This is a genomic window from Myxococcus qinghaiensis, assembly GCF_024198215.1.
Classification (GTDB): Bacteria; Myxococcota; Myxococcia; order Myxococcales; family Myxococcaceae; genus Myxococcus; species Myxococcus qinghaiensis.
In genome coordinates, this window is sequence record NZ_JAKCFA010000010.1 from 243,772 (window position 1) to 265,412 (window position 21,641).

Genomic DNA, 21,641 nt, shown 5'->3' on the forward strand with positions numbered 1-21,641 from the left:
CAAGTTCGAGGGAGCACGCCCGTTGCGACGCGCTCGGCCCTGGGTGCTGGGGCTCCTGCTGATGCAGGGAGCGTGTTGGTTGCGGCCCGAGCCCCCATCGACGGATGGGGGCCCTGGTGTCGCCGAGCGGTCCGAAGCCACACCGAGTTCCTTGTCGGGCACGGACCGTGTGCCAACCGACGGCGGGCTTGCCACGTCGGGTGTGGCTTCACCGGACGTCCGTCGTGGACTTCCAGCGTCGAGCGATTCACCTCGCCCATCGGAGTCCGCGCCGGACGGAGGTGCCTCCAGCCGCGTGTCAGAGGCACCTGACGCGTGCTCGGACGTGTGGCGCGCGGCGCGGGTGGACGTGGCCTTCAAGGAGACACCAGAGACTCGCTCCATCGAGCGAACGGGCCCACGTCTGGAGCGACGGTTCACGGTGGCTCGACAGCTCCGAGGGGCGTACCGACACGAAGACCAGTGGGCCTCGGTGCTGGAGTACGAAGTCGGGAAGACGCGCGGCGGCGTGAGCTACGGGCTCACGGTGCCAGACGTCCTCGCGGACCTGACGGGGCGGACCGTGAGTTGGACCAGTCACCGCGAGCCCGCGAACTGTGCCTCCAGCGAGGGAGACCATCCCGAGCTCCTCTCGGGCGACACGCTCCGCGACGCGGAGGGACAGTTGCTGCTGCTCACGGTGCCGAGCGCGCCCACCACGCCGGAGGGCGACGTGTTGCTTCCCTCGGGCCTCGTGCCGGAGCTGCACGTCCGCTGGGAGCTCGCGGGCTGCGAGCGGCGAAAGGGCGCCCGCACCCAAGGCGCGCGGCTTCGGTTCGAGGACGCCCGGAAGCGCGGTGCCTCACCCGTCACCGTCTCCGTGGGAGAGACGAAGCGCCTCGTGCTCGGCGGGACCCGCTACGAGGTCCGCGTGGTGAGAGCGCAGGCGGACACCGAGGACCGCTGCGGACAGGCGGTGTTCACCGTGTTTCGGGAGGGACTCCGCGAACAGCAACGGTGAGTCCGTCACCGGGTGAAGCTCACTCGGCGACGTAGAGTCGGCTCGGGGTGCCCTCGTAGTCGGTGATGCGCTCGAATTTCAGCCCGAGCCGCTCCGCGACGCGGAGGGAGGCCGTGTTCTCGGGATGGATGATGGCGACCAGGGGGACGTCCGGGAGGTGTCGCCGGGCCTTCTCCACGGCGACGCGGGCGACCTCCGTCGCATAGCCCGAGCCCTGCGTCTCGGGCGCGAGCCGATAGGCGAGGTTCAGCACCGTCCGACCTTCGAACAGCTTGTGGCGCACACCGCAGAGGCCCACGACGACGCCCGGGGCCTCGCGCCGCTCCACGGCCCAGTACCCCACGCCGTGTTTCGCCCAGTCGCTCAGCCACACCGCCAGCAGCTCCTTCGCCGCGTCCAACGTGCGCAAGGGGCCGGAAGGATTGAAGCGAGCCGTCTCCGGATTTCCATGGAGCGCGAACACCGCCGCCGCATCACTGTCGCGGAAGGGGCGAAGCAGCAGCCGCTCCGTCGTCACGCTCTCGAAGCCCTGAAGCATGGTCGGCATCATGTTCCGCGCCGCCCGTCCGCGCACGTGGGTTCATCGAGGTTCCAGAACCCATTCACGGACCGTGCGCGCCGCTGGGCGGCAGTGTGCTCAGTCGGGGGACCGGAGGGAGGGCCGCGAGGGTGGCGGTGAGGTCACCGCCCAGACGATGGAAGGCCCGCAGGAAGGTGAGGGCTGGCTCGCGCGTCGATGCGGGGTCGCCCTTGGGCCGCGGCGAGTGAGGAGGCCAGGGATGAACGCCCACGTCATCCAGGAAGGTGAGCACGTCATGCACCCCCATCAGCAGGCGAGGTGCGGTGTGTCCGTGGAGCACCACGTGGCTTCGGCCGTCGCGTCCCTGCTTCCAGCTCCAACTGCTGGCACTGGCTCGCTTGAGGTAGCCGTTGAAGGCTTTTTGTCCGCCGGGGACTCCCAGCAGTCCGCGGAGGATTTGCGCCATCACCCCGCGTTCCGAGAGGGGCTTTCTCCTCCAGGGGGTCCTGTTGACGCCCCAGCCTCGCGGGAGGTCGATGGTGCTCAGGAAGTGCTCTTCCCGCGTCAAGTGGGAGAGCGCGTGACGTCCGATGAGGCCCTCGGGAAGTGTCTTGCGTATCAGCTCCACGCGCAGGTCGCGGGGCTCGTCCAACGTCCGTCGCTTCGCCCATCGGATGAAGGAATTGACCTTGTCCCCGTCGCGCCGCCGCGCCACCACCCACCCCAGCTCCAAGGAGGCGTCTTCATCCAGCTCCGCGCAGTCCTCGGCGAACTCGGGGTCTCTGATGAGCTGGGCGACCCGGGTCTTCGCGGTGCGGCGGGCGCTCCGTGTCACGTTCGCGCGGTTCTCGCGCGCCTGCTGGCGCTTCGTGGATGGCAACAGACTGCGTGCCATCTCGAAGGCCTTGTCCTTGTCATGGCGCATTCTGGGGCTCCCTGGAGCCCCAGCGACGCCACGGCTTCGCATCCCTGACGAAAGCAGGAACCGGCGACTACGCCTTCATGGACTCCGGCAGCACCCAGTCCGGCTTGAGGCGCTGGATGACCTTGGCCAGGTTCTCCTTGTCCTGGGCCTTCTCCAGCGCGGCGTCGGGGGTGATGATGTTGTCGCGCACCAGCCGCTCCAGGTGCATGTCGAGCGTCTGCATGCCCTGGCCCTGGCCCGCCTGCATCTTGGACGCAATCTGGAAGACCTTGCCCTCGCGAATCATCGCGGCGATGGCCGCGCCGCCCACGAGGATTTCCAGCGCCGCCACGCGGCCCTTGCCGTCCGCCGTCTTGATGAGCTGCTGCGCGACGATGCCCGCCAGGCTCTCCGCCAGCATGCCGCGCACCTGCTGCTGCTCGTCCGCGGGGAACGAGTTGATGATGCGGTCGATGGTCGCCGGCGCGCTATTCGTGTGCACCGTGGCGAACACCAACACGCCGAAGCTCGCCAGCTGGAGCGCCAGCTTCATCGTCTCGTTGGTGCGAAGCTCGCCGATGAGGATGACGTTCGGGTCCTCGCGGCCCGCCGAGCGGATGGCTGTGGCGAAGCTGGACGCGTGAGGCCCCACCTCCCGGTGCGTCACCTGCGCCCGCGCGGACTCGTGCACGAACTCCACCGGGTCTTCAATGGTGAGGATGTGCGCGGGGCGCGTCTGGTTGATGTGGTTCACCATGCCCGCGAGCGTCGTGGACTTGCCGCTGCCCGTGGGGCCCGTCACCAGCACCAGCCCGCTGCGGCGGTCGGCCAGCTTGCGGACGATGTCGGGCGTCTTCAGGTCATCCAGCGTGAGGACCTTGCTGGGGATGGTGCGGAACACCGCCCCCAGGCCCGTCTGCTTGTAGAAGTAGTTCGCGCGGAAGCGGGCCTTCGTCCCGTAGCCGTAGGCGAAGTCGAGGTCCAGCTCCTCGACAATCTGCTTCTTCTGCGTCGGGTTGATGAGCTCGAACAGGAGCCCCTCGATTTCCTGCGGCGTGAGGGGCGCCTCGCGCAGCGGCGTCAGCTCGCCCCGGATGCGGCCCATGGGGGGATAGCCCGTGCCCAGGTGCAGGTCGCTGCCCTTCTGCTCCAGCAGCATGTCGAAGAGCGCGGCGATGCGCGGCGTGGTGCTCATCTCAGCCCCCCTTCCTTCCCATCAACGAGCCCATCTTGCTGAGCAGCCGGGCGCTGTCCTGCTGCGTCTCCGGCGCGTTCACCGCCGTCGTGCCCGGCCGCTTCCCCGTCACCACCGCCTCCAGCTCGTCCGGGTTGTCCACGAAGCCCTTGGCCACCTCCAGCTTCACCTTCTGCGCGCGCACCAGGTCCGCCATCGAGTCCTCGAAGCGGATGATGCCCAGGCTCTTGCCGCGCTGCTGGAGCGAGGGAATCTGGTACGTCTTGTTGTCGCGGATGAGGTTGCCCAGCGCCACCGAGCCCGGCAGCACCTCCGCCGCGGCCACCATGCTCTTGCCGTCCGCGCTCGCCATCAGCCGCTGGCTGACGATGAGGCGCAGGCCGCTCGACAGCGACAGGCGCACCTGCTGCTGGTCCGCCGGAGGGAAGAGGTCGATGAGCCGGTCAATCGTCTTCGCCGCGCTCGGCGTGTTCATGGTGCTGATGAGCAGGTGGCCCGTCTCCGCGGCGGCCAGCGCCATGCGCACTGTCTCCGTGTCGCGCAGCTCGCCCACCACGATGACGTCCGGGTCCTCGCGCAAGCTGCCCTTGAGCGCGCTGGCGAACGTCCTCGTGTGCGCTCCGACTTCGCGCTGGCTGATGAGCGCCTTCTTGCGCGGGTGGACGAACTCCACCGGGTCCTCCACCGTGAGCACGTGGTGGGACGTCTCGCGGTTGATGAGGTCCACCAGCGCCGCCAGGGTGCTCGTCTTGCCGTGGCCGGACGGGCCCGTGACGACGATGAGGCCCTGGTGGTGGTGCGTCGCCTTGGCGATTTCGACGGGCAGCCCCAGCGACTCCAGCGTGGGGATGTCGCGCGCAATCACCCGGAAGGTGCCCTTGAGGCCCGTGCGGTGACGCGAGACGTTGACGCGAAAGCGCCCCATTTCCGGCGAGTCGAGCGAGAAGTCACAGCTTCCGTCGCGCTCCAGCACCGGGCGCAGGCGCTCCGGCACCACCGGCATCAACATGCCCTCCACCCGCGCCGCGTCCAGCGCCCCACCCTGGGGCACCAGCTCTCCGGCGAGGCGGAAGAGCACGGGGCGCTCGGCCACGACGTGCACGTCGCTGGCGCGGCTGCTGCGCCCCTGCTCCAGGACGATGGCCAGGTCCCTGGCTCCGCCCGACATGCGCGACGTCGCCAGCGAGCGCGCGGCCTCCTGCGCACCCGTGGGCGCGTACCCGGCGCCCTGCGGCGCGGCGGTGGGCACATGCGCGGCGGGCGCGGACGCGGGCGCATACCCGGCGCTCTGGGGCGCGGCGGTGGGCGCGGGCGCATACCCCGCCGAGGGAGCAGGGGCGGTGGCGGGCGCATACCCGGCCGCAGGCGCGGCGACCGGCGCGGCATACCCCTGGGCGACGGGAGCGGGCTGGGCTGCGGGGGCCGCTCGTGCCGCTGGCGCCGGAGCGGCCGCGGGCTGGGCCGCCCCAGTGGAGGCCTCCGCCGCGCGCGACAGGCGCAGGTGCATCAAGTCCCCTCGACGCATGGCGGCAATGGACAGCGCGCCCAGGCCATTGGCGTTGACGGACCAGTTGGAGGGCGAGTCGGAGACGCTGGACGCTCGCGCCACTCCCACCATGGCCTGGAGGGCTCGGACGACGTCGTCCGTCGTCACCGCGGCGGGGTCCACCGGCTCGTAGCCGTTGCTGCCGCGAATCATGGGAGGACGCCCTGTGGCCAGGGTCAGCTCCGTCACTCCAGGCCGCGACAGATGGCGCAACAGCTCAGCAAGGGGTCTCATGCGGATTCGAACTCGAGCCGTGACGGAGCGCGGAGCGCGGGGGACCGCAGGATAGTCGACATTGACGCAAAAGCGCCCACCCCCTTGGACGCACGTCCCACGCCTCGCCTCGCGCAGTGGGCTCCACACCCACCCCATCAATGGAGCGCCAAAGGGGAGCGCCGACGCCTGCCTGGGTGAGAGAGGGGGGCTCCGGGGCCTGGGGCCCGCTCGGAGCGGTGGCGGCGGGAGGCGAAAACCTCCCGCCAGCCAGGTCACGCGAACTACAGCTCGCGGGACATCAGAAGCCGGAGCTTGCCGGACTTCTTGGACACCACCGTGGCCACGGTGGTGAAGCCCGCCTTGCGGTAGAAGCTCACCGCGGGGGCGTTGGACGGGTCCACTCGCAGCGCAATCGTCTTGCGGTACATGTCGCGTGCGGCTCGGAGCGCCTGCTCCAGGACCACGGCGCCCAGGCCCTTCTTGCGCAGGTCCTGCTTCACCACGATGTTGCGCAGGTACGCGGCGCCGGGCACCGGGCCGTCGCGCTCCACCGTGACGTAGCCGACGATCTGCGTCTGCAGCTTCGCCACGTGGATGTAGGGCTTGAGCTGGGCCAGGGCCTTGAGGCTGTCCTCCTGCGTCTCACCCCGGCTCTTCCAGGGCTCGGAGCTGGCGCGCAGGGCCGCCACCGCCGTCATGTCTTCGTCGGTGGGCAGGGTGAACTTCACCGCCGCCATCAGGTCATTGGGGAGGCCCACCGCCGCTTCCAGCACCGGGGCTGGGGCCATCTCCACGCCCGGGTCCACCTGCTTCATCGTCATCGCCATCTCCTCCGTCGCGCTGCGATCCTAACCGCACCCCCGCCACCGGTGCACGCGGTGATTCCGCGCACATTGTCTTCCCAAGTGAGGAGATTGCCTCCCCCGCGGATGTGAGGGCCGGATTCCGGTCAACCCGAGCATGGCCCGTCCCATTCCAAGAATGGGCATCGCTTCCACGGCTGGCATCCAGCCGGCCTTCCGCGCCGGGCGCCTTCCCACTATAAAACCCTGGTCGTCGTTCACGGAGGGCTGGCCTCCTCATCCCGACCCCGCCCGCCCGAGTCACGCCTTGCAACTCAACCACGCCCAGCGAGAGCTGACGCTCAAGATCGTCTACTACGGGCCCGGACTCAGCGGGAAGACGACGAATCTGCGCCAGCTCCATGCCCGGGCGTCCCCGGAGGTGAGGGGTCGGTTGCTGACGGTGGACACCCACGACGACCGGACGCTGTTCTTCGATCTGCTGCCCGTCTTCTTCTCCACCTCGTCCGGCTTCAAGGTGAAGGTGAAGCTCTTCACCGTGCCCGGCCAGGTCATCCACAACGCCACCCGCCGCATCGTCCTCCAGGGCGCGGACGCGGTGGTGTTCATCGCGGACAGCCGGCACAGCGCGACGGCGGAGAACAACGCCTACTGGCGCAACCTGCAGGACAACATGAAGGAGAACGGGCTGGACGTGGACCAGGTGCCCGTCGTCATCCAGTTCAACAAGCGGGACCTGCCCGACGCGCGCACGGACGTGGAGCTGGAGGAGGCGCGCAAGCGCGGCGGCGAGGCCGTCGTCGGCGCGGTGGCGCTCAAGGGCGAGGGCGTGGTGGAGACCTTCCACGCCGTGGCGCAGGCGGCCTACCGGCGGCTGGACGCCCGGGCGCACCTGGCGCGCAACGTGGGGCTGACCGAGGCGGAGTTCCTCTCCCAGGTCTTCGGGCGGATGGACCTGTCGGGCACCACGCTGGCCGGCCGCTACACGGCGGTGGGGCGCGACGAGCAGTGGGGAGGTGGCCGATGAGCGGCTACCAGGGCAACGTGCCACCGGAGGGCTCGAGTGGCTCGCGCCGCGAGTCGGTGCTCCAGCGCCGCCTGTCGCTCGGCGAGATGCTGGACCTGCCCTCCTTCTCCGAGGTGGTGCGCAGCTTCAGCGAGCTGTACCGCGTGGGCATCAAGGTGCTGGACGCGCGCGGCACCAAGCTGGCCGACGTGAAGGTGGGCCACGGCGACTTCTGCGCCTACGTCTTCTCCTTCCCGGACGGCCGCTCGCGCTGCACGGCGACGGTGGCGCGGGTGAAGGACGGCCCGGTGCTCCCGATGCAGGGCGCGCGCGTGGCCCAGGGCGACGGCGCGGAGGAGGCGGGCCTCATCGCCCTGCCGTGCTTCACCGGCCTGCGCTACCTGGTGATGCCGGTGCGCTGGGAGGGCGACTTCCTGGGCCGCGTCATCCTGGGGCCCTTCACGCCCGAGGAGCTGGGGGACTTCCCCGACACGCTCACGGACATCGGTGGCCTGGAGCTCACCCGCGCCCAGGAGCTGGTGGCCAAGGTGCGCCGCGCGCCCGAGCGCACCGCCGCGCAGGTGCTCACCCACTTTGGCCAGGTGCTCGCCGCGCTGGTGGCCAGCGGCCACCGCACGTACCTGACGACCCAGCTCCACATCGAGGCGATGTTGGAGACGCACCGGGAGCTGGAGGCGCAGAACTCGCGGCTGGCGCAGGTGAACACCCGCCTCAAGGAGCTGGACCGGCTCAAGTCCACCTTCCTGGGCACGGTGAGCCACGAGCTGCGCACGCCCCTGGCCTCCATCATCGGCTACTCGGAGATGCTGGCCGAGGGGCTGGCCGGCATGCTCAACCCCGAGCAGCTGCTCTACGTGCGCACCATCGTCGAGAAGGGCGAGTCGCTGCTCAACCTCATCTCCTCCATCCTGGACCTGAGCCAGATTGAGGCCGGCAAGCTGCGGCTGTCCATGGGCCCGGTGGACCTGGCGGGCGTCATCCAGGCGGCGGTGTCCACGGTGATGCCCCAGGCGCAGCGCAAGGGCGTGGAGCTGGAGGTGCGGCTGCCACCCCTGCCCAGGCCCCGGCTGGCGGGGGACGCGGAGAAGCTGCGGCAGGTGCTCATCAACCTCCTGGTCAACGCGCTGAAGTTCACCGCCTCCGGAGGCCGCGTGTCCGTGGTGATGTCGGAGCCGGGCCCGCAGGAGCCGCTGGGCCTCTCCGGCTATCGCATCAGCGTGGAAGACACCGGCGTGGGCATCCGCGAGGACCAGTTCGAGCGCATCTTCCAGAGCTTCTACCAGGTGGACGGCAGCTCCACGCGCGAGCACGGCGGCGCGGGCCTGGGCCTGGCCATCGTCAAGAGCCTGGTGGAAGGCCACGGCGGCAAGGTCTTCGTGGAGAGCGAGTTCGGACGGGGCTCGCGCTTCACGGTGGTGCTGCCCATGCAGCCCCCCATCCCGGAGCACGGCCTGCTGGCCGCGTCGGCGCCGCTGCCGGAGATGCCGCCGGGGCCCGACCGCTTCTGACGCGTCAGGTCGCTTCCGGGCGTCACGCTTCCTGGACTTGTCCGGGAGCGCGCGCACCGCGCACGCAATCCCCCCAGGAAGCGGCGCGCGAGCGTATTGTCCGCGCCCATGCTCACCGGACGTCCCCCCGCCGCCTCCTATGTGCTCATCGATGCGGAGAACATCGACTGGGCCGTGTCCAACGTTGTCGGCCGCAAACCCGAGTCCCAGGACCGCGTCCAGTTCGACCGGCTGGTGGCGTTCTGCGAGAGCTACTTCCCCGCGCCCGTGCGCTGCATCGTCGTGCTCAACGCCAGGGGCGAGCAGCTTCCCGACATGATGATTGGCTTCATCCGCGCCCTGAAGTCCGCGGGCTGCGAGGTGGCGCTCCTGTACGGACGGCAGGACCAGAAGGTGGTGGACCTGGGCATCCTCAAGCTCCTGGAGTCCATCCGCGTCCAGCGGCCCAAGGCGGCGGTGGGCCTGGCCAGCCACGACGGCGGAGACTTCGCCGAGGCGCTCAAGCCCATGCTGGAGGAGAAGCGGCAGGTGGCCGTGCTCGGCCTGCGCGAGTACGTCAGCCAGCGCTTCCGCGATTTGGTGCCCTCCGGCCTCAAGATTGTCGACCTGGAGCTCAACGCGAAGGTGTTCCAGCGCCCGCTGCCCCGCCTGCTGCCTGTCAACGTGGATGAGTTCGACCCGCTGATGTTCGTGTAGCGGCCCGCCTCCAGCCGAAAGGCTCCAAGCGCGCGGGCACGAACAGGTGCCCGCGCGTCCCCGCCCCTGTCGTGGTCCGTCCACTCCTGGCTTGCAGATGGTTAACGACAGCGTTAAATATTGCCCGTGAAGGCAACGAAGTTCGTTCCCACGGGAGACGGGTCATGAAGAAGGTTCCAGAGGGCTGTGCGCGCATCACCCCCGGGCTGTTCTATGTGGATGCGCCGGCCGCCATCGACTGGCTGGAGAAGGCCTTCGGCTTCCAGACGCGGCTGAAGGTGGAGGGCGGGCCGGGCGTCATCGTCCACTCGGAGCTCGTCTTCGGCGAGGGCGTCATCATGGTGAACTCGCTCAGCTCGAAGTACCCGGCGCGCACGCCCACGGCGGCGGGAGGCACCAGCGCCGCGTACCTCATGCTCTACGTGGATGACGTGGACGCGCACTGCGCGCGGGCGAGGGCCGCGGGCGCGAAAATCACCCGGGAGCCGGAGACGACGAACTACGGCGAGGACTACTGGACGGACCGGGGCTACGGCGTGGAGGACCTGGAAGGCCACGCGTGGTGGTTCTCCCAGCGCGTGAAGGGCTGAAGCCCGGAGCCTTCAAGCCCATGGGAGCCGCCCGACGTCTCGACGACACCTTCGCCGCCCTGGCCGACCCCACCCGCCGGGGCGTCATCGACCTGTTGCGGGAGCAGCCCCGGCGCGCCGGTGAGCTGGCCGCCGCCTTCGACATGTCTCCCCCGGCCATGAGCCGGCACCTGCGAGTCCTGCGCAAGACAGGCCTCGTCGAGGAGGACGCCGTGGAGGACGATGCCCGCGTCAAGCTGTACCGGCTGCGGCCGGAGCGCTTCTCGGAGCTGCGCGCGTGGCTCGACGAGGTGGAGGCCTTCTGGGGCGGGCAGCTCCAGTCGTTCAAGGAACACGCCGAGCGCACGCGCGGCAAGAAGCGGCCCTGAGCCGCCCTGCGAGGCCCGACATGACGATGGAGCAGACCGCCCGCGTGACGACGTTCCTGGAGGTGGAGCCAGACGTCGCCTTCACCGTCTTCACCGAGGAGACCGACCTCTGGTGGCGCCGGGGGCCGCGCTTCCGGGGCTCCCACGCGGCCGACAGCGTGGTGCGCTTCGAAGGCGGCGCCGGAGGCCGCCTGGTGGAAGAGGACGGCGCCGGCGTGTTCGAGATTGGCCGCGTGCTGGCGTGGGAGCCCGGCGCGCGGCTGCGCTTCGAGTGGCGCGGCAGGAACTTCGCCCCCGGCGAGCTCACCCAGGTGGACGTGCGCTTCGAGCCCGCCCAGGGCGGCACCCGCGTCACCCTGGAGCATCGGGGCTGGGAGGCCCTCCGCCCGGACCACCCCGTGCGCCATGGTCAGGACGTCTCCGCCTTCCTCGCGAGCATGGGCATGTGGTGGGCGGGCCTCGCCACCGCGCTGCGCTCCCAGGCCGCGAAAGCCACGCTCCCCGCGCGGCAGGACTGAAAACCGTCAGGCCATCATTTTTTAGCAATACCCACTGCGAGTGCGTATGCTGTTGGGCTTCCAACGCAGGGGGGACAGTCATGACGGAGAATCCGTACTGGCACTGGAATCGTGTCTTTCTTTGGCCGCTGCTCCTGGCAGTGGCCTGTACCCAGGCACCCTCGGGAGGCGGCGTCGAGGCGCTTCCGGCGGAGAGCCTGGGCACCCAGGAGGCCCGCGCGGTGACGTCCTCCTACGTGGACCTGCGGCTGCGCGTGGGGCGAGGCGTGGCGGTGGGCCGCACCTGTGGCGCGGCCAACGAGGTGACGCCCGCGTGCGGCGGCGGCAGCGGCCCGGACATGAGCTTCCACTTCATCGCCCCGTATGACGGCGCCTACACCTTCGTCACGGACCCCAGCGACACCACGGACTACGACACGGTGGTGCAGGTGACGGACTGGAACAGCAGCGCCTCGCTGGGCTGCAACGACAACGCCTCGTCCTCCACGCTCACGTCCTCCGCCGTCCTCAACCTGGCGCGCAACCAGGAGGTGCGCATCACCGTGGACGGCAAGAACGGCTCATGCGGCCGCTTCATGCTCAACATCCTCGTCGTGGAGTCCTCCTGCGGCCCCTGCAACACCCCGCCCGGGCCCTGCCACTCGCCCTACGGCGTCTGTTCGGGGGCGACGTGTGTCTACGCGCCCCTGGTCGCCGGTGCCGCCTGCAATGACGGGAATGCTTGCACCCTCAACGACAAGTGTGGGGCGACCGGCGCCTGTACCGGGACGACGGTGGGCTGCAACAGCCCGCCCGGCGCCTGTTTCGCAAGCCCCGGCACCTGCAACACCTCCACGGGCGCGTGCTCCTACGCGGCGCGGCCCGCGGGCACGTCGTGCAGTGACGGCGACTCGTGCACGAGCGGGGACACCTGCCACGACGGGTACTGCTACGGCGGCCCCCAGGTGTGCTGCCCCGGAGGAGGCATGCTCTGCAACGGGATGTGCTGCTCCCAGGGGGACTACTGCATGGGGGGAATCTGCCGGCCAGGGTGCCTGTCGCAGGACGTCATGCGCACCCCGGAGAATCAGATGATTCCCGCCTGTACCCGGGACGTGTTCTGACAATCCTCGCGTGCCGGTGTAACGCATCGGTGCGTACGGATTGAACGCACTGCATTGTTTTGTCTCGCGTCCTGGCCGCGTACCGCTGGGACGCACCCCGCGTACGCCTGGAACGCCAGAGGAGAGTGCAGTCTTGACGCACCCAGGGTAAATGCAGGTGTGTCGCGGGTACTACGTCTCTGTGTACGCGTGAACTGGCTTATGTGGGTATTGTGGTTATTCCGATTGTGTCTTGTAATTGTTTGTTGAATCCTTCATAAGGGCGCGCGCTGCACAGAAGTGGTGAAACCAGTTGTGTCAATTCGAAGAGGGGGAGTCCATGGACAAGCGCGTGCGGCGCTCATGTCTTGCTTTTGCATCGATGCTGGCTCTTGCGGGCTGTAGCACCCAGGAAGACTTGCCGGAGGCGTCACAGACGCCCCAGCCCGCGCGGACCACTCCACTCCACTCAGAGCGCGGCGGTATCGGTCTGCTGCATGAGTCCGGCGACAAGTCGCAGATGGCCGCGGTGACGGTGAACACGTTCCGTTCCCTCATCGTGACGGAGACGGCCATCCTCGGCAATTTCACCATGCGAGAGGTGTTCGACCAACTCGCCACGCAGAGTGGCGTCGCGGGCCTGACGGGCCTGGCCATCTTCCGCCAGCTCTGGGACACGCAGAACCAGCGCCCGGGCCTCAACCAGGGCCAGCACTGCAATGACCTGACGTCCAACGGGCAGCCCACCGGCTCGCCCATCTTCAACAGCTTCCCGTACCTGTGCCGGGCCCAGGAAGGCGCGCAGGCCAGCCAGGACCCGTTCACCAACCCCAACGCCTCCACCGGCTACAAGGCGGTGGGCCTGTTCAACCGCTTCGACCTGGCCCCGGCGGACGGTTCCAACTGCGGCGAGTACCGCATCGTCTTCGCGCGCAAGTCGGGCGAGACGAACGCCCTGACGCGCAACTTCATCATCTTCGAGGCCGTGCTGAACAATCCCCACCCGGAAGAGGGGCTGGACGGCTGCCTCCCGGTGGCGGAGTTCTGGCAGGGGCTGACGGCCAACCCGGACCCGGTGTCGCGCGCCCAGAAGCTGCGCACCTTCTACTTCCAGGGTCTGCCGGGCGGCTTCCGCCCCGTCGTGCACATCGACAACTACGGCGCGGACCCGGCCACCGTCGCGGGCCAGATTCGCACCAACCAGTTCCTGCAGAGCAACTGGCTCTTGCGCGAGTTCAAGCTGCAGAAGACCTGCAACGCGGGCACCTGCACCTCGCTCAAGGCCATCATCTCCACGGACAAGGTGAACCCGTTCGGTGGGCTGTTCAACCCGACCTCCACCCACGCGCGCGCGTCTGACTTCCGCTTCTTCTTCGCCACCCAGGTGGAGGCGCTGGCGCGCAACGACATCAACCTGTTCAACATGGACGTGCAGGACCAGTTCAACGGCGGCCAGAGCGATGCCCAGGGCGGGGAGAACAACTACACCGGCCAGTTCGGCTCCGGCGCGTCCGCGCTGCGCACGCTCATCCAGAACGAGCTGGACCGCATCGGCAGCCCGCTGACGCCCGTCAACATCGTCGCTCGCGCCAAGGCGCTGTCCTGCGCCGGCTGCCATGACCTGAGCAACAGCAACCCGCTGGGCGGCGGCCTGACCTGGCCCAACTCGCTGGGCTTCACCCACGTCAGCGAGCTGACGGAGGCGGGGCCCGAGGGCACGCGCTTCCGCATCTCCCCGGCGCTGGAGAACGTCTTCCTGCCCCACCGCAAGGCCGTCTTCGAGGCGTACCTCAGCCGTCCGCGCCCGTGCCACCACGTGTGCAACCCGGGCAATCCCATCGAGGCCCACTGCTCGCCGTGCGCGGCGGCCGTGTGCGAGGGCGACCCGTTCTGCTGCCTCGGCAGCTGGGACGTCATCTGCGTGGACCAGGCCCAGGACGTCTGCAACGTGACCTGCAACTAGCAGCCGCCGGACGTCCCGCGCGGTCCATGTGGTGAGCAGCGGGCCAGGACAGGTGTTCCTGGCCCGCGTCTTCAAGGGCTCCCTTCTCGTCGGCGAGGAGGGGGCCTCGAGTCTCAAGAGAAGTCGTCGTGCGCGTTGTGGTTGTCGTTGGCAAAGGCAGTCCACTGCAGCAGAGGGGGTTACAAATGAAGCCGTACTCGCGTTTCTCGGTGCCTGTTTCCGCGGCCCTGCCGCTCGTCGTGCTCGCGACGTCCGCGTGGGCCGGGCCGTTGCGCTCCCCGGACCGGGGGTTGGACCGCGCGACCCTGGTGGAGGACTCGCAGTACATGCGTCGTGTCTTCGAGGAGAAGTCCAAGGACGCGACGAGTGAGGCCGTCGCCATCGACCTGGCCGACCCGGCCCAGTACCGCTTCGTGATGAACCGCCTGCGTGGCTCCGGCAAGACGGCCACCAACTCCCCCAAGCTGTTCGAGCGGCTGGGCCTGGCGCGCGAGAAGGCCCTGGCGCGCAAGTCCGGTGGCCGGGAGGCCGAGGGCGCGTCCCTGGTGAACAACTGGGGCTGTGACCACTTCCTCAACCTGACCCGCGGCGTCACCGCCGGCATGGTGCGCACCTACGAGAGCAACCCCTGGGCCGCGTGCCTCAACGGCGCCAGCTACGTGTACACGGACATCGTCGCCTTCAACGCGAACAACGCGGAGACGCAGACGACGGTGGTCGACTCGGCGTCCGGCGAGGAGTACGCGGCCGGCCAGAGCTTCGACGACGTCATCGTCCGCCCCGCCATCCCGGTGAACCAGGACCGGCAGGTCATCCTCGATTCGATGATGATTGCCATGAACGAGAACACGGGCGAGGAGGTCGTCACCTTCGCGCGCGGCAAGTCCAGCACGACGACGGGCGGCGCGGACCTGTCGCTGGAGCACCCGCGGCTGTCGGTTCCCGGGAGCATGAAGCTCAACACGGAGCTGTGTCAGATGCGCGGCGGCATCGACTGTGACTACGCCGCGGTGGGCGCGAGCCTGGCGCCCTCTGGCGGCAGCACGCCGGTGAGCATCGCGCTGCGCAACACGGCCATCACCACCAGCTGGGTGGGGGATGCGACCAACAACTTCCCGGTGACGGCGCCGTGGGACTTCACGCACGTGTACGTGCCCACCAAGTTCGTCTTCAACGCGGGCAGCAAGAACGGCGTCGCCTGCCTCATCAAGGAAATCAAGCCGGGCTCCAAGGTGCGTCTGGTGAAGCCCGTCACGGGTGGCACCTGCATGAGCCAGGCGGACCTGGTCCCCTCGCTCACCAGCTCCATCAACAGCCAGACGGCCACCGTCAAGCTGCTGACGGACCTGTCGCGCGAGACGTCCATCGCCGGCACGGGCACCGAGGACTGCCGGACCCAGACGGTCATCAACCAGGCGGTGGAGTACGTCATCAGCGTGAGCACCATGGTGAACTGCGGCACGCCGGCGAACACGGCGGCCACGGTGACGGTGCGCATGATGAGCGACGAGCGCTATCGCTACGGCGTCATGGTGTGGAACAGCTGCATGGCCGAGGGCACGAAGGTGGTGCTCGCCGACGGCAGCGTCGTCAACGTGGAGGACGTGAAGCGCGGCGACCGCATGGTGACGAACGACAAGGGCGAGACGCTGACGGTGCGCGACATCCAGGTGGGCGGCGAGCTGTCGCCGATGGTCAACCTGCGTGACGACAAGGGCCACGCGGTGAGCCTCACCGAGAAGCACCCGGTCATCATGGCGGACGGCAAGGCCGTGGTCGCCGGCAAGCTGAAGGTCTCCGACCGCGTCAGCACCCGTGACGGCGTCTCCACGCTGACGTCCGTCACCCGCGAGAAGTACGCGGGCAAGGTCTACAACTTCAGCCTGGGCACCCAGGAAGAGCTGGCGCGCGCGGGCAAGGGCGCCAACACGCTGTTCGCCAACGGCTTCCGCGTGGGCGACAACGCGATGCAGGGCGAGCTGACGGCGCCCGTGGCGGACTCGCGCGAGGTGCTGGAGCGTCTGCCGGCCTCGTGGCACCAGGACTACGCGCGCTCCGCGTCGTTCGTGGCCGGCCAGCGCTAGTCGGCGCATCGCGGTGAAAGAGCTTCCGGGCTTCTTCCACGGAAGAGGCCCGGACCCGGCGCCCCACCGACGGCTCGTCCGGCGGTGGGGCGTCCGTCTATCGAGACAACAGTCAACCCGGCAGTGGCAGGAGCGCGGATGCGAAACACGGTCGTCATGAGCGTGCTGGTGGTGATGGGTCTGGGATTGTCGGCCTGTGGGGAGGACCCGCCCCAGCCGCCGCCTCCGAACTTCTGTCCGCAGCGCCCCGCTGCCCAGACCCCCAAGCCCGGCCAGGCGCCGCTGCTGGTGCGCGCGCGCCCGCTGCCCCAGACGCTGCTGGCGCGTCGCGAGCTCGCGATGATGACGTCGCTTGCGCGGCCCCAGGACGCGGGCGAGGTCGGCGTGGAGAACCGGGCGTGGTGGGCCTCGCCGTGCTTGATGGGCACGCCGGGCCTGGAGACGGCGACGCCCCGGGTGGCGGTGGTGGGCGGGGGCCGCGCGGTGGCGGTGTGGACGGAGCGGGATGGCCTGCACGAGCAGCTCTGGTTCAGCGAGTACATTCCGGAGACGGGCTGGACGTCCGCGGAGGTCATGGGCCTGTCGCGCGAGGCCCCGGAGGATGTGCTTCGGGTGCGCCAGCCGCAGGTGGTCGCCGACTCGCAGGGGCGCGCGCTCGCCGTCTGGCTGCAGAGCGAGGGCTCCGCGGCGGCGCAGCTGTGGTTCTCCCGTCACTCCCCGGGCGCGGGCTGGAGCAAGCCGGACCGGGTGCTGGCGCGCTCGCTGGGGGACGCGACGTTCCTGGAGGCCGCGCGCGACGCGGCCGGCACCGCCACGCTGTCGTGGACGCAGTTCGACGGGGACACGCTCAGCGAGAACGTCTGGGTGACGCGGGGCTCGCCGGAGGCGGGCTTCGAGGACGCGCGCCGCATCGACACGCCCGTGCCGGGCTTCTCCGTGGAGCCGCAGGTGTCCGTCAGCGGTGATGGCCACGCGGTGGTGGGCTGGTACCGGTTCGACGAGATGGAAGGCATTGGCGAGGCCTGGTTCAGCCGGTGGACGCCCGGCGCGGGGTGGAGCGCCGCGGAGAAGGTCAGCGCGGAGGGCGTGGACAGCTTCTTCGCGGAGCCGCTCGCGGGCCCCGGTGGCGCGGTGCTGGCGCTGTGGAGCGAGCTGGGCGCGGTGAACGTGGAGCTGTGGGCGCGGCCCTTCGTGCCCGGCACCGGCTGGGGCGAGGCCTTGCGCTTGGAGGACGCGCTGGGCACCTCCGGCATGGCCCAGGCCAGCCTGGAGCAGGGCGGGCGGGCCATGGTGGTCTGGCCCCGCTTCCGGGCCGGCTTCACCCGGCTGTCCGCCCGGCCCTATGACTTCGCGCACGGCTTCAGCGAGCGCCAGGACGTGGACGCGCCGCCCCTCACCCTGGGCCACGCCCAGGACCCGCAGGTGGTGTCCCTGAGCCGCACCCAGGCGCTCGTCGTGTGGTCCCATGAGCGGGAGGGCAGCGGCCACCGCATCGCCACCAGTCGCTACAGCGCTGGCCGGGGGTGGGGCAGGGCGCTGTTGCTCGACTCAGAGGGCGTCGCGCAGAGCGGCCTTCCTCGGCTGTCCGTGGGCCCCACGGGCGTGGGCGTGGCCACGTGGCTGCACCGGGGCGCGGTGCCGGGCCTGGGCGTCAGCGTGTTCCAGTAGCCGGGCGCACGCGCGCGTTGCCTCGGAGCGGCGGCTGGTCTTTCCTGCCGGGTGATGCCCGGTGAGTTCGACTTCATCCGCCGCTTCCTCCGCCACTTCCCCCAGGCCCGCGTGCCGGTGGGGCCGGGTGACGACTGCGCGGTGCTCGCGCCCTCGCGCGGCGCGCTGTGTGTCACCACCGACGCGGTGGTGGAGGACGTGCACTTCACCCGCGCCGCGTTCTCCCCGGCGGACATCGGCCACAAGGCCCTGGCCGTGAACCTGTCCGACGTGGCCTCCATGGGCGCCACGCCGCGCTGGTTCGTCTGCGCGCTCGCGCTGCCTCGCGACTTCCCTCCCGCCCACCTCTCTGGAATCGCCCGGGGCATGGCCGCGCTGGCGCGCGAGCACCGCGTGGACCTGGTGGGCGGCAACTTCACCTCCGCGCGCGAGCTGTCCGTCACAATCACGGCCACCGGAGAGCTGTCCCGTCCTCCGCTCACCCGCTCGGGCGCCAGGCCGGGGGACCAGCTCTATGTGTCCGGAACCCTGGGCGACGCGAGGCTGGGCCTGGCCCACTTGAAGGCCGGACTGAGGCGCGGCGGACCCGTGCGCCGCCAGCGCCGCCCCGTTCCCCGCGTGGCCCTGGGCATTCTCGCGTCGCGCTTCGCGTCCGCTGCGCTGGATGTTTCCGATGGACTTGCACAAGACCTGGGTCACCTGTGCACCGCGTCCGGGGTTCGCGCGACGGTGGAGCTGGCGCGGCTGCCCATGTCGGCGGCGGTGAAGCGGGAGCTGGGCGCGGTGGGGGCGCTGGCGGGAGGCGAGGACTACGAGCTGCTGCTGGCGGTGGCTCCGGGACGCCGCCGGGCATTCGAGCGGGCGTGTGCTCGGGGCGGGCACGCCGTGACGCGGGTGGGCGTGCTGTCAGAGGGCGCGGGGTGGGTGATCCACGATGAAGCGGGGCGCGTGGTGCGCCGGCCGGGCGGGTTCGACCACTTCCGGTAGCATCCCGGGTGGATTGACCCTGCCCCCTGGCAAGGCTAAACCCAGGTCGCTTCCGTACCTCCCCCGAAAGCATCCCGTGCGCCGTCCCCTACGTGACGACACTGCCCCAGGACTGACCCCGCGTCGCGAGCCCATGCAGCGGCTGCTGCGCGCCGTGGACGGGCCTCGTGCGACCAAAGAGGTCTCCCTCCGCCAGAGCATCTTCAACGGCTACGTGATGCTGGGGCTGCTGCTCGTCGGCTGGATGCTCCTGTCCGACATCGCCTGGAGCACGCTGTGGCCGGACCTCGCGTTGGGGTGGAACTACCTGGGGCGGGGAGGCATTGGCGTCTTCCTCACCGTCACCGCGGCGCTGCTGCTGCCGTCCTGGTTGGTGCGCATCACCCGCGTGAAGGTGCTCAGCCGCTCCGCGTACGAGATTTCGCAGGGAGATTTGTCCAAGCCGGTGGCCGCCGAGGGTGGCCGCACGCGCGACGAAATCGACGAGCTGACGGGCGCCATCATCCGCATGCAGGAGAACCTGCGGGAACTGGTGGGCAAGATTCAGGAGACGGCCAAGAGCGTGGCGGACACCGCCATCGACCTGCAGCGCTCGGCGGAGAACGTCAACGGCTCCACGGAGGAAGTGGGCTCGTCGATGAACATCATCGCCGGGGGCGCGGAGTCGCAGTCGCAGCTGGTGTCCAAGGCCTCCAAGGTCATCACGGAGATGGCCAGCAGCATCCAGCGCGCGACGGGCAGCGCCGAGGACGCGGCGCGGACGACGGCGGAGACGAGCAGCGCGGCGGAGGACGGCTCCAAGGCGGCGCGGCTGGCCGGCGACAAGGTGAAGAAGGTCTTCAACCGAATCGAGTCCGCCAGCCAGCAGGTGTTCGCCTTCGGCGAGAAGACGCAGGAGATCTCCAAAATCGTCGACGCGATTACCCAGGTGGCGCAGCAGACGAACCTGCTCGCGCTCAACGCGACGATTGAAGCGGCGCGCGCGGGTGAGTACGGCCGCGGCTTCGCGGTGGTGGCCGACGAGGTGCGCAAGCTGGCGGAGAGCGCGGGCCGGTCCGCGGAGCAGATTTCGAAGCTGGCGCGGGACATCTCCGGCCAGTCCACCTCCGTGGTGAGCGCCATGAAGGAAGGCATCGCGGAGCTGGCCGAGGGCCGCGAGGACCTCACCAACATCGTGCGCAGCATGGGCGCCATCACCGACACCATCCGCAAGGGTTCGGAGAAGGTGCACCTCATCTCCGAGAGCACCCGCGAGCAGCACAAGGGCAGCGAGGAGATGGTGAAGGCCATCGAGGAGATCAAGCTGGTGGCGCGCAACAACGCCGCCTCCACGGAGGCCATCCAGTCCGTCATCCAGGAGCAGACGGCCGCCGTGTCGCGGATGACGTCCCTGGCCAGCGAGCTGACCAACCTGTCCGTCGAGCTGCAGAGCGTGGTGCGCAGCTTCCGTCTGGGGCCATGAGCAAGTCCTCCGCTTCATCGTCTGATGCCGCGCTGCGGGTGGCGGAGGTCCGCCTGCGCGACGTCATGCTGGCGCTCCCCCAAGTCACGGAGGAGTTTCCCTGGGGCCACCGCACCGCCAAGGTGAAGGGGAAGATGTTCGCCATCCTCGTCCTGGACGAGCGGGGGCTGCACGTCACCACCAAGCTGCCCCAGTCCAACGAGGCGGCGCTGATGCTCCCCTTCGCCGAGCCCACCGGCTACGGCCTGGGCAAGAGCGGCTGGGTGACGGCGCGCTTCGCCCCCGGCGAGGTGGCCCCGGTGGAGCTCTTGTCGCTGTGGATTCGGGAGAGCTTCAACGCCGTGGCGCCCAAGGCGCTGACCGATGGACGCAAAGGAAGCACGGGCAGCCAGGGCGCCGGAGCGGCGCGTTCGTCCCAGGTGAAGAAGTCCACCCCGGCCAGGAAGAAGGCCGTGGCGGTCGGGAAGAAGCCCACGTCGGCGGCGAAGAAAGTCGCGCCCGGGTCGAAGAAAACCGTGGCGAAGCAGGCCGCGCCCCGGGGGAAGAAGCCCCGCACGGCGCGTCGCGGCACCGCGTCGCGCTCAATGCAAAGCTGATACAACACGACCTCTGTGCGGCACGTCATCTTCCGGGTGGAGAAGGAGCGCTACGGGCTGCCACTGTCGGCGGTGCGGGAGGTCGTCGTTCCCCCGGAGCGCTTCACCCGAGTGCCCCGCGCGCCCCCGGCGATAACGGGGGTGATGAACCTGAGGGGCAGGGTGGTGACGGTGGTGGAGCTGCGTCAGCTCCTGGGGTTGCCGGACGGTGCCACACCCCCCTCCCGCGTGGTTCTGCTGGACCGGGGCCGGAGGGATCTGGGACTGTTGGTGACGGATGTGGATGGAATCGAAGCGGTGGAGCGGGTGAGCGCGGCGCCGGGCAAGTTGACGCCGGCCATCCGTGGCGTTGCTCGGTTGGGCGGCCTGGGAGTGACCGTGTTGGATCCCGAAGGACTGGACGCCGCGGTGGTTGCCTTGTTCACCCATTCCAAGTGAGTAGCCCCCTGGAAAGCGCGGGTGATAGTGTCCGCGCTCCTCTAGGCTAGGCGATTCGGAGGCGGAGTTCTTCACATGGCTAAGAAGGTCCTGGTCGTCGACGATGCCATCTTCATGCGCAACATGATCAAGGACATCTTCGCGTCTGGAGGGTTCGAGGTCGTCGGCGAAGCGGCCAACGGTCTGGAGGCCGTGGAGAAGTACAAGGATTTGAAGCCCGACCTCACGACGATGGACATCGTGATGCCCTTCAAGAGCGGCATCGAGGCCACGCGGGAGATCATCAAGCACGACAGCAGCGCGGTGGTCATCATGTGCTCCGCGCTCGGGCAGGAGAGCCTGGTGATGGAGGCCATCGAGGCGGGTGCCTCGGACTTCATCGTCAAGCCGTTCCGGGCCGAGGACGTGCTGGCCGTGGTGAAGAAGGTCCTGGGAGAGGCGTGAGCGGCATCGCCTCCGGGCGGTCTCGC

Annotated in this window: 21 protein-coding genes; 16 read left to right on the top strand and 5 right to left on the bottom strand. The window is 69.5% G+C overall.

The window, feature by feature from the left end; translation table 11 throughout:
* The first annotated feature begins 295 nt into the window (after positions 1 to 295).
* A complete protein-coding gene (locus tag LZ199_RS20870) occupies positions 296 to 1,000 on the top strand; it encodes a hypothetical protein (protein ID WP_253995487.1) in 705 nt (234 codons plus the stop codon).
* A gap of 19 nt (positions 1,001 to 1,019) precedes the next feature.
* Here LZ199_RS20870 and LZ199_RS20875 read toward each other — a convergent pair whose 3' ends face one another.
* The 5 genes from LZ199_RS20875 to LZ199_RS20895 form a co-directional block, all read right to left on the bottom strand.
* Positions 1,020 to 1,550, bottom strand: a complete 531-nt coding sequence (locus LZ199_RS20875) for a GNAT family N-acetyltransferase (protein WP_253995488.1) — start codon at positions 1,548 to 1,550, stop codon at positions 1,020 to 1,022.
* 52 nt (positions 1,551 to 1,602) lie between these two features.
* Positions 1,603 to 2,445, bottom strand: coding sequence for a hypothetical protein (locus tag LZ199_RS20880; protein WP_253995489.1), 843 nt, complete (start codon positions 2,443 to 2,445; stop codon positions 1,603 to 1,605).
* 67 nt (positions 2,446 to 2,512) lie between these two features.
* Positions 2,513 to 3,619: a type IV pilus twitching motility protein PilT gene (locus LZ199_RS20885; RefSeq protein ID WP_253995490.1), complete on the bottom strand. Its 1,107-nt coding sequence runs from the start codon at positions 3,617 to 3,619 to the stop codon at positions 2,513 to 2,515.
* A 1-nt stretch (position 3,620) separates the two neighbouring features.
* Entirely contained in the window at positions 3,621 to 5,399 is a 1,779-nt protein-coding gene (locus LZ199_RS20890) for a type IV pilus twitching motility protein PilT (protein WP_253995491.1), read from the bottom strand.
* A gap of 263 nt (positions 5,400 to 5,662) precedes the next feature.
* Entirely contained in the window at positions 5,663 to 6,202 is a 540-nt protein-coding gene (locus LZ199_RS20895) for a GNAT family N-acetyltransferase (protein WP_253995492.1), read from the bottom strand.
* A gap of 289 nt (positions 6,203 to 6,491) precedes the next feature.
* Between LZ199_RS20895 and LZ199_RS20900 the strand changes: the two genes are divergently transcribed.
* The 15 genes from LZ199_RS20900 to LZ199_RS20970 all read left to right on the top strand — a co-directional run bounded on the left by LZ199_RS20900 (position 6,492) and on the right by LZ199_RS20970 (position 21,615).
* Positions 6,492 to 7,211, top strand: coding sequence for a GTP-binding protein (locus LZ199_RS20900; RefSeq protein WP_253995493.1), 720 nt, complete (start codon positions 6,492 to 6,494; stop codon positions 7,209 to 7,211).
* Complete coding sequence (locus tag LZ199_RS20905) at positions 7,208 to 8,719, top strand: ATP-binding protein (protein WP_253995494.1); 1,512 nt, start codon at positions 7,208 to 7,210, stop codon at positions 8,717 to 8,719. Before LZ199_RS20900 ends, LZ199_RS20905 begins: the two co-directional genes overlap by 4 nt.
* 108 nt (positions 8,720 to 8,827) lie before the next feature.
* The gene (locus LZ199_RS20910; protein ID WP_163864105.1) at positions 8,828 to 9,415 is read left to right on the top strand and encodes an NYN domain-containing protein; all 588 of its coding nucleotides are present in this window, start codon (positions 8,828 to 8,830) and stop codon (positions 9,413 to 9,415) included.
* Between the two features lie 164 nt (positions 9,416 to 9,579).
* Positions 9,580 to 10,005, top strand: a complete 426-nt coding sequence (locus LZ199_RS20915) for a VOC family protein (RefSeq protein WP_253995495.1) — start codon at positions 9,580 to 9,582, stop codon at positions 10,003 to 10,005.
* A gap of 20 nt (positions 10,006 to 10,025) precedes the next feature.
* Positions 10,026 to 10,373 carry an ArsR/SmtB family transcription factor gene (locus LZ199_RS20920; protein ID WP_253995496.1) on the top strand — a complete coding sequence of 116 codons (348 nt, stop codon included), beginning with the start codon at positions 10,026 to 10,028 and terminating at the stop codon, positions 10,371 to 10,373.
* A gap of 20 nt (positions 10,374 to 10,393) precedes the next feature.
* Positions 10,394 to 10,891 carry an SRPBCC domain-containing protein gene (locus tag LZ199_RS20925; RefSeq protein ID WP_253995497.1) on the top strand — a complete coding sequence of 166 codons (498 nt, stop codon included), beginning with the start codon at positions 10,394 to 10,396 and terminating at the stop codon, positions 10,889 to 10,891.
* 80 nt (positions 10,892 to 10,971) lie between these two features.
* Entirely contained in the window at positions 10,972 to 11,994 is a 1,023-nt protein-coding gene (locus LZ199_RS20930) for a hypothetical protein (RefSeq protein WP_253995498.1), read from the top strand.
* A gap of 319 nt (positions 11,995 to 12,313) precedes the next feature.
* Complete coding sequence (locus LZ199_RS20935) at positions 12,314 to 13,936, top strand: hypothetical protein (protein ID WP_253995499.1); 1,623 nt, start codon at positions 12,314 to 12,316, stop codon at positions 13,934 to 13,936.
* A 185-nt stretch (positions 13,937 to 14,121) separates the two neighbouring features.
* On the top strand, positions 14,122 to 16,020 hold the full coding sequence (locus LZ199_RS20940) for a Hint domain-containing protein (RefSeq protein ID WP_253995500.1): 1,899 nt from the start codon (positions 14,122 to 14,124) through the stop codon (positions 16,018 to 16,020).
* 138 nt (positions 16,021 to 16,158) lie between these two features.
* On the top strand, positions 16,159 to 17,688 hold the full coding sequence (locus tag LZ199_RS20945; protein WP_253995501.1) for a hypothetical protein: 1,530 nt from the start codon (positions 16,159 to 16,161) through the stop codon (positions 17,686 to 17,688).
* Between the two features lie 54 nt (positions 17,689 to 17,742).
* Positions 17,743 to 18,675 carry a thiamine-phosphate kinase gene (gene thiL / locus LZ199_RS20950; RefSeq protein WP_253995606.1) on the top strand — a complete coding sequence of 311 codons (933 nt, stop codon included), beginning with the start codon at positions 17,743 to 17,745 and terminating at the stop codon, positions 18,673 to 18,675.
* A 133-nt stretch (positions 18,676 to 18,808) separates the two neighbouring features.
* Positions 18,809 to 20,137, top strand: coding sequence for a methyl-accepting chemotaxis protein (locus LZ199_RS20955; protein WP_253995502.1), 1,329 nt, complete (start codon positions 18,809 to 18,811; stop codon positions 20,135 to 20,137).
* Entirely contained in the window at positions 20,134 to 20,733 is a 600-nt protein-coding gene (locus tag LZ199_RS20960; RefSeq protein WP_253995503.1) for an MmcQ/YjbR family DNA-binding protein, read from the top strand. The genes LZ199_RS20955 and LZ199_RS20960 overlap by 4 nt, the downstream gene beginning before the upstream one ends.
* A gap of 15 nt (positions 20,734 to 20,748) precedes the next feature.
* A complete protein-coding gene (locus LZ199_RS20965; protein WP_163864094.1) occupies positions 20,749 to 21,171 on the top strand; it encodes a chemotaxis protein CheW in 423 nt (140 codons plus the stop codon).
* A gap of 75 nt (positions 21,172 to 21,246) precedes the next feature.
* A complete protein-coding gene (locus LZ199_RS20970) occupies positions 21,247 to 21,615 on the top strand; it encodes a response regulator (protein WP_163864093.1) in 369 nt (122 codons plus the stop codon).
* Positions 21,616 to 21,641: the final 26 nt, after the last annotated feature.